This is a genomic window from Corynebacterium sp. HMSC075D04 (genome assembly GCF_001815635.1).
GTDB classification, from domain to species: Bacteria; Actinomycetota; Actinomycetes; order Mycobacteriales; family Mycobacteriaceae; genus Corynebacterium; species Corynebacterium coyleae.
Genome location: NZ_KV821307.1, coordinates 1 through 6,568, shown reverse-complemented (window position 1 = coordinate 6,568; position 6,568 = coordinate 1). Strand labels below are relative to the sequence as shown.

Here is a 6,568-nt window from a genome sequence, read left to right as displayed (position 1 = left end):
GGACTCCATGTCCAAAATGTTCATGGACATAACAGAGACCGTCTAGCGGCACCCGAAGGGGAGCTAGACGATCTCGTAGCCGGTGACCGGGCCCTCCGTGTTCGGCTGCCAACCGAGTGCTGGGGCGACGTGGGTGGCAAAGTTCTCCAGGATCTTTACGTTTACGTCCACGCCCATGCCGGTCGGGATGGTGAGCAGAAGGGTGTCGGCGGCCATGACGGCAGGGTCGGCCTTGAGCTGCTCGATGAGCTTGTCCGGCTCGGCGGCGTAGGTGCGGCCGAAGGTGGAGGCGCCGACCTCGGGGAGCATGCCTACCTGGTCGGAGCCGGAGGCTTGCATGCTGAAGCGTGCCATGTCGGTGCCGTCGACGATGGGGAAGATGGACCGGGACACGGATACGCGCGGGGTCCAGTCGTGGCCGGCTTCCTTCCAGGCTGCGCGGTAGCGGTTGATTTGGTCGACTTGGATCTCGCCAAGTGTCTGCGCGGTGGTCTCGGAGACCAGGGTGGAGGACATGAGGTTCAGGCCGTCGCGGGCGGCCTGCTCGGCAGAGGCGTGGGTGCCGGAGCCGTAGAAGATGTGCTTGCGCAGTTCGGGTGCCATGGGGAAGACCGGCAGGGCGGAGCCGGGCTGGAACATGTTGGGGTACTGGCGCTCGAGGGGCGCGGCGGTGGCGAAGCCGTGGCCGTCGACGGCGGCCATGAAGGTTTCGAGGTGGTTGCGGGCGACGTCGGCACCGTTCGGCGCTTCGCCCTTGTAGCCGAATGCTTCCCAGCCGCGCTCGGCGACCTCGGGGGCGCCGCGGGATACGCCAAGGGCGACGCGGCCGCCGGAGAGTTGATAGAGGGAGGCGGCTTCTTCGGCGAGGTAGAGCGGGTTTTCGTAGCGCATGTCGATCACGCCGGTGCCAACTTCGATGCGCTCGGTGGAGGCTGCAACTGCACCGAGCAGCGGCATCGGGGCGGAGGCTTGCGGGACGAAGTGGTGGACGCGGAAGGATGCGTTGTTGACGCCGATCTCGTCGGCAGCTTTGGTGATCTCGAGGTGGATTCTCGCTACCTTTTCTGCCGAGGGGCCGCGCTGGCCGCCGAAGGCGTAGTGCCCGAAGCTCAAGAAACCGAATGCTTTCATGGGGTCCTCCAGATCAGTTATGTGACATATCAACAAATATCATAGCCTGTGCCGAGCAGCGCAACCGAAAAACGGCCTCAACGTTGTATTGGAGGAGCTTAAAAGGTTTATTAAATCCCTTGGTGCGACCACAGCCCGGCGCTACGGTCGTGCGCATGATTTCAAAGACTGCGAAGACGTTGTCCGCTGCAACCGCCCTAGCCGCCCTCGCCGGCGGCTTCATTGGTGCCGGCACCGCGCACGCACAGGTAGCGCAGCTCTCGTCGGCCAACCCGAACCTGGACCAGTTGGTGCAGAAGGGTTGGGACACCTACACCGGCGCCGTGCTGGGCAATAAGGGAGGCATGTTGCTGAAGGATCTGCCGAAGGACGCCAAGCCACTGGCAGCAAAGGATGCAAAGGAAGCTCTCGCACAGCCGCTGCAGGCGAAGGAAGATGCCGCGATCACCCTGACGTTCACTCCGCAGGGCCGGCTCAATTACGACGACGGCTGCAACGTCGGCAACGCGACCTACAAGGTCAACGCCCGCGGTGGGGTGAAGGTGGGCACGTTCGCTGAGACCCAGCGTCTTTGCGACCCAACCCGCATGAACAAGTCCGATGAACTGAAGTCGATCCTGCGAGCGGGTCCCGCTGTGTACAAACTTAACGACGACACCATCGCCCTTGGCGCCCAAGGCAAGATGATTGAGTTTCTTGGAGTTGCATAGGCATCCCATGAAACCCCTTGAACCCGCGAATCCGGCCGCTACCGTGTGGGGCATGGGTATCAAGACTCAGAAAACATTGTCCATTGCAACCGCGCTCGCGGCCCTGGCCGGCGGCACCCTTGGTGTCGGCACGGCTGGCGCGCAGGAGCGCTCGAGCAGTATTGACCAGTTTGTCCAGATGAGTTCCTCCCTGTTTTCTAACCCGGCGGGGCAGCAGCCCGCTGGCACTGGGCTGATGGTTCCGCTTGCGGAAGGCGCGACGCAGTTGCCTAACGACCAGGTCCAGCCCGCGCTGGACACCACCTTGCGTGCCAAGAACAATGACAAGGTCACCGTTGATTTCCGCCCGGACGGCACGCTGACCTACAACGATGGCTGCAACGCGGGTAACTCCACCTACCAGGTGGATACGACCGGCAGGTTGCGCGTCGGTGACCTCAACGAGACTCGCATGGCGTGCCCTCCGGGTGCGGAGGTTGCCGCGAATGATCTAAAGACGATCCTGCGCGCCGGCCCGGCGGTGTTCCAGGTCGATCCGTCCACGCTTGCGCTGGCCGCACAGGGGCAATCGGTTGAGTTTGTGAAGTTGCCGGTGCGCGTCGTCGATTAGCAATCGCGAAAGACAGCAAAGCTCCAGGTCGCCCTGGGGCTTTTTGCTTTGCGACGACCCCACCTCGGTCATTTACAACACAGTTTTGTAGTCTAAATGGGTGGAAGCCGGGGGTGCCGGTTGACTTTAAGTATGGGTCCCCTAAACTGGCGCAGGTAACCCTTACCTAAGTCTGGAAGGACGACAATGATCCGTTTCCCGCGCACCGCACTGATCGCCCTCGCAGCCGCAGGCTCGCTAACGCTCGGCGCATGCTCCAACGCAGAGCAGGCCGCTGAGACCACCACCTCTGCAGCAGCCACCTCCGAGGCTGCCTCCTCCTCCGCCACCACCGACGGTGACACCGTCAAGGTGACCGACAACTACGGCGAGAAGGAAGTGCCGGCAAACCCGCAGCGCGTCGTCGCTCTGGACAACCGCACCTTCGAGCTCCTGGACTCCTGGGGTGTTAAGCCGGTCGCAGCGCCGCGCGACCTCGTCCCGAACACGATTCCGGGAATTGCGGACAACGAGGACATCGTCAACATCGGCAACCACAAGGAGCCGAACCTCGAGGCCATCGTGGCAGCTGACCCGGACGTGATTGTCTCCGGTCAGCGCTTCCGTAAGTACGACGAGGAAATTGAGAAGCTGGTCCCGAACGCCGTGCTCGTTGAGTTCGAGCCGCGTGACGACGAGCCGTTTGACCGCGAGCTCATCCGCCAGACCTTGGCACTTGGCGACATCTTTGGCAAGCAGGCCGAGGCTGAGCAGACCGTCAAGGAGTTCACCGAGGCTGTCCAGCGCACCCGCGACGCGTACAACCCGGATCAGACCGTCATGGGTGTGAACGTTTCTGGTGGCGAGATCGGCTACGTCGCACCGGGCATCGGTCGCGTGTGGGGCCCGCTGTTCGACCTGATCGGCTTCACTCCGGCGCTTCAGGTGGAGAACGCCTCTAACGACCACAAGGGTGATGACATCTCCGTCGAGGCAATCGCTGACGCGAACCCGTTCTGGATCTTCGCTCTCGACCGCGATGCAGCGATCAAGTCCGCCAAGGATTCCCCGGAGGCTCTGTCCGTGATCAACGACTCCGCTGCGCTGCAGAACGTCACCGCGGTGAAGGAAAACCACGTCTACGTGGCGCCGAAGGACACCTACACCAACGAGTCCATCCTCACCTACACCGAGATCCTGAATGATCTGGCAGACAAGTTCGAGGCTGCGAAGTAATTCCCTGAATGACACATCCAACTGCGACCACCACCCGCCCCAAGCTTCTCGATTGGAAGCTTGGGGTGGGTGTTGTCATTGTCGTTTTACTGCTGCTGACCTCGCTTGCGGTGGGGCAGTACGACATTTTGAATAGCGATGACGGCTGGGCCATGTTCCGTACCACCCGCGTCCCGCGCACCATCGCGTTGGTGTTGGCCGGCGCGGCGATGGCGATGAGTGGGTTGATCATGCAGATGCTCACCCAGAACCGTTTCGTCGAGCCGACCACCACCGGCACCACAGAATGGGCCGGTCTGGGCCTGCTCGCGTCGTTCGTGTTCTTTCCCAACGGCACGATCATGACGCGCATGCTGCTCGCCGTCGGCTTCGCATTCGTGGGCACGATGGTGTTTTTCGCCTTTCTGCGCAAGGTCACGCTGCGCTCCAGCCTGATCGTGCCGATCGTCGGCATCATGCTCGGCGCCGTGGTCAGCGCAGTCTCCACCTACTGGGCGCTGCAGACCGACCTGTTGCAATCGCTCGGTGTGTGGTTTGCGGGCTCGTTCACCAGCGTGATCGCCGGCCAGTACGAGGTGCTGTGGATCGTGCTGTTTGTGGTCATCGCTGTGTTCTTCTACGCCGACCGGCTCACCGTGGCCGGCCTCGGCCAGGACGTGGCCACCAACGTTGGCCTGAACTACAACCGGATCGTGCTCGTCGGCACCAGCTTGGTCGCGGTGGCCGCCGGCGTGGTCACGGTCGTCGTGGGCAATCTGCCATTCTTGGGCCTGATTGTGCCGAACATTGTGAGCATGATGCGTGGCGACGACCTCCGCTCCAACCTTCCATGGGTCTGCCTCACCGGCATTGGAGTGGTAACGGTGTGCGACCTCATCGGCCGTACCATCATCGCCCCATTCGAAATGCCCGTGTCCGTCATCCTCGGCGTCATCGGCGCTGCGGTGTTTATCACCATGATTGTGAGGCGGAGCCGGAATGCGTGAGATCGGGGCGTTCCAGTCGTCGAAAAGCAAAAAGCGCTACTGGATTATTATCGGCGCGCTTGCGGTGGCCGCACTGTTATTTACCGCGGGGCTGCTCGCGTACGGCAACCCGATGGAGTTCGGATCCACCGGTTATTGGCTGATCGCGCAACGTCGCATGAACGCGGTGATCGCGATGGCAATCGTGGCTGTATGCCAATCGACAGCGACCGTGGCGTTTCAAACGGTGACAAACAACCGAATTCTCACCCCGTCGATCATGGGGTTCGAATCGCTCTACGTCGCCATTCACACCTCAACTGTGTATTTCCTCGGCGCAGCCGGGCTGATCAACGCGCACACCTTGCAGATGTTTGTCATCCAGCTTGTGCTCATGATCGGGCTCAGCCTGGTGCTCTACACATGGCTGCTCGCCGGCAACAACCCCGACATGCACGCCATGCTGCTGGTCGGCATTGTGCTCGGCGGGGGACTGGGTGCAGTATCTACGTTTATGCAGCGCATGCTCACACCCAGCGAGTTCGACGTGCTCACCGCGCGCCTGTTTGGTTCCGTGAACAACGCCGACCCGGAGTACTACCCGTTGGCAATCCCGCTGGTCATCGTGGCGGCGGGACTACTGATCTTCAACTCGCGCGCGCTCAACGTCCTGTCTCTGGGGCGCGACGTATCCATGAATCTAGGCGTGGACCACAAAAAGCACGCGATTTACACGCTCGTGCTGGTGGCCATCCTCATAGCGGTATCGACCGCGCTGGTCGGCCCGATGACCTTCCTCGGCTTCCTCGTGGCCACACTCGCGTACCAAGCCGCGGATACCTACGACCACCGCTACGTCTTCCCCATGGCGATACTGCTCGGATACTGCATCCTGTCGGGTGCGTACTTTGTGATGAACCACATCTTCTACGCGCAAGGCGTGGTCTCCATCATCATCGAACTGGTCGGTGGCCTGACCTTCCTAATCGTTGTTTTGAGAAAGGGACGCCTGTGATTCAACTCAAAGAAGTCCGCAAGGCATACAGCAGCAGTGTTGACATCGGACCGGTCACCCTGGACATCCCCGAAGGCGGCATCACCGCCCTCGTCGGCCCGAACGGTGCAGGTAAATCGACCCTGCTGACGATGATCGGCAGGCTCCTTGACCTTGACTCCGGCCAAATCGAAGTCGCCGGCATGGATGTCACCTCGACGCGCTCGAAGGACCTGGCCAAAGTCGTGTCCATCCTGCGCCAGGAAAACCACTTTGTAACCCGTCTGACCGTGCGCCAACTCGTCGGCTTCGGCCGCTTCCCGTACTCGGGCGGGCGCCTGACCCCCGAAGATGAGGAGATCGTCTCGCGCTACATCGACTTCCTCGGCCTGCGCGAACTGGAGAATCGCTTCCTCGACCAGCTCTCCGGTGGTCAGCGTCAGCGCGCCTACGTTGCGATGGTGCTTAGCCAGGAAACGAACTATGTGCTTCTCGACGAGCCCTTGAACAACCTCGACATCTCCCACTCCGTAGAGATGATGAAGCACCTGCACTCCGCATCCCGCGAGTTTGGCCGAACCATCGTGATCGTTCTGCACGACATCAACTTCGCCGCACGCTACGCGGACTACATCTGCGCAGTAAAGGACGGGGAAGTTGCCGCCTTTGGTGCGGTTGACGAGATCATGCGCGACAGTCTGCTGAGCTCCATCTTCAATACTCCGGTGGAGGTTATTGAAGGCCCGCATGGACCTATTGCGTGTTATCACTAAAACCTACGCTGTACTGCGGATTTGTGTTGTTTGTGAGTTCGTGGTTATATCTTCATCCGTTGCTTCGAGCGGCCTTGAGGGGCTGGCGAGAGGGAACGAGTTGATTTCATGAGGTTGCTGTGCAAGGTAAACGGTTGTTGAACTTGGGTTTGACTTTGGTTTACGTTGTG

General features: G+C 61.1%; 7 protein-coding genes. 6 read left to right on the top strand and 1 reads right to left on the bottom strand.

The window, feature by feature from the left end; translation table 11 throughout:
* Positions 1-63 precede the first annotated feature (63 nt).
* Complete coding sequence (locus HMPREF3048_RS02685; RefSeq protein WP_070771112.1) at positions 64-1,131, bottom strand: LLM class flavin-dependent oxidoreductase; 1,068 nt, start codon at positions 1,129-1,131, stop codon at positions 64-66.
* Between the two features lie 155 nt (positions 1,132-1,286).
* On the opposite strand from HMPREF3048_RS02685, the gene HMPREF3048_RS02680 reads away from it, so the two are divergent.
* The 6 genes from HMPREF3048_RS02680 (at position 1,287) to HMPREF3048_RS02655 (ending at position 6,398) form a co-directional block, all read left to right on the top strand.
* Entirely contained in the window at positions 1,287-1,841 is a 555-nt protein-coding gene (locus HMPREF3048_RS02680; protein WP_070771111.1) for an META domain-containing protein, read from the top strand.
* Positions 1,842-1,893: 52 nt separating this feature from the next.
* Positions 1,894-2,451 (top strand): META domain-containing protein, encoded by a 558-nt coding sequence (locus tag HMPREF3048_RS02675; RefSeq protein ID WP_168162457.1) that lies wholly within the window; start codon positions 1,894-1,896, stop codon positions 2,449-2,451.
* A gap of 186 nt (positions 2,452-2,637) precedes the next feature.
* Positions 2,638-3,666, top strand: coding sequence for a siderophore ABC transporter substrate-binding protein (locus tag HMPREF3048_RS02670; RefSeq protein ID WP_070771110.1), 1,029 nt, complete (start codon positions 2,638-2,640; stop codon positions 3,664-3,666).
* A gap of 8 nt (positions 3,667-3,674) precedes the next feature.
* Complete coding sequence (locus tag HMPREF3048_RS02665) at positions 3,675-4,652, top strand: ABC transporter permease (protein ID WP_070771109.1); 978 nt, start codon at positions 3,675-3,677, stop codon at positions 4,650-4,652.
* Positions 4,645-5,646: an iron chelate uptake ABC transporter family permease subunit gene (locus HMPREF3048_RS02660; RefSeq protein WP_070771108.1), complete on the top strand. Its 1,002-nt coding sequence runs from the start codon at positions 4,645-4,647 to the stop codon at positions 5,644-5,646. Before HMPREF3048_RS02665 ends, HMPREF3048_RS02660 begins: the two co-directional genes overlap by 8 nt.
* On the top strand, positions 5,643-6,398 hold the full coding sequence (locus HMPREF3048_RS02655) for an iron ABC transporter ATP-binding protein (RefSeq protein WP_070568952.1): 756 nt from the start codon (positions 5,643-5,645) through the stop codon (positions 6,396-6,398). The genes HMPREF3048_RS02660 and HMPREF3048_RS02655 overlap by 4 nt, the downstream gene beginning before the upstream one ends.
* Positions 6,399-6,568 lie beyond the last annotated feature (170 nt).